2 protein-coding genes are annotated in these 934 nt (G+C 52.0%); both read right to left on the bottom strand.

Features of this window, described 5'->3' with window-relative positions:
* Positions 1 to 3 precede the first annotated feature (3 nt).
* Positions 4 to 276, bottom strand: coding sequence for an amino acid kinase family protein (locus TDIS_RS11625; protein WP_425263987.1), 273 nt, complete (start codon positions 274 to 276; stop codon positions 4 to 6).
* Complete coding sequence (locus TDIS_RS10940; protein WP_279614544.1) at positions 159 to 707, bottom strand: hypothetical protein; 549 nt, start codon at positions 705 to 707, stop codon at positions 159 to 161. Before TDIS_RS10940 ends, TDIS_RS11625 begins: the two co-directional genes overlap by 118 nt.
* Positions 708 to 934: the final 227 nt, after the last annotated feature.

Genomic DNA, 934 nt, shown 5'->3' with positions numbered 1-934 from the left:
CTACTAAGGTGAGCTTGCGGACCGGTGGGGTCTTCGTCGGGGTCGCGTTCGTAAAAGGGCGTCTACCTCCGAGAGGCACAGCAGGAGGTCGGCCCCCACAAGCCCCACCACCAAGGCCGAAAGGAAGTCGTTGTCTCCGAACTGGATTTCCTCCACCGCTACGGTGTCATTTTCGTTGACGATAGGAAGAACCCGCCAGCGGAGAAGGATGTTGAAGGTATTGCGGGCGTTGAGATAACGGGTACGATCCTCAAGATCCTCCCGGGTAAGGAGGATCTGGGCCACGGGCTGGCCGTGACCTTTACCTCTTCAGGGGTTATGCCCTTGCAGGCCTTGGATAGATCTACCCGGGCCAAAGCCGTGCGGGTATGGGTCTCGGCTCCCTCGATAATGGCCGCCGCCCGGGGGTAACCGATGATGTCTGTGGAGACGTTCTGCTCCAAGGTAAAGACTAGGTAGGGCTTATACGGTCCCTCTGCAGCCTGACGATAAATCTCGTTTATGGTCTCCCGGGTTATACGGTTCTCAAGACTCTCGTCCTGGATGTTTACCACCAGGACGATAAGGCTACCAGTGGTAGTGGGAATCCGTACGCTTTCTGCCATGAAACCTACACGCTTCATCTCCGGAATGACCAAGCCAAGGGCATCGGCCGCCCCAGTGGTGGTGAGGATGATATTGTTGAAGATACTTCTGGTCTTCCGCAGATCTTTGGCCCCGGATAAAAAACGAAGGTGGTCTGGGTGGACTTTCTATTTTCATGCTTAAAAACCCTAAATCTTGGGATCCCGGTTATTTTATAAAAGTATTTTCGATTTCTTTGCCAACTTCAAAAATTTTTTATCGTAAAATTGATAAAAATTCGGTAATGGCTATATGCGAGGCTACTTATGCGTCCTTTTCTCCCTACTTTGACGCGGAATACACTTACGCC

The sequence above is a fragment of the Thermosulfurimonas dismutans genome (assembly GCF_001652585.1).
Taxonomy (GTDB): domain Bacteria; phylum Desulfobacterota; class Thermodesulfobacteria; order Thermodesulfobacteriales; family Thermodesulfobacteriaceae; genus Thermosulfurimonas; species Thermosulfurimonas dismutans.
The sequence above is the reverse complement of the archived record's forward strand: the minus strand, read 5'-3'. Positions and strand labels throughout refer to the sequence as shown.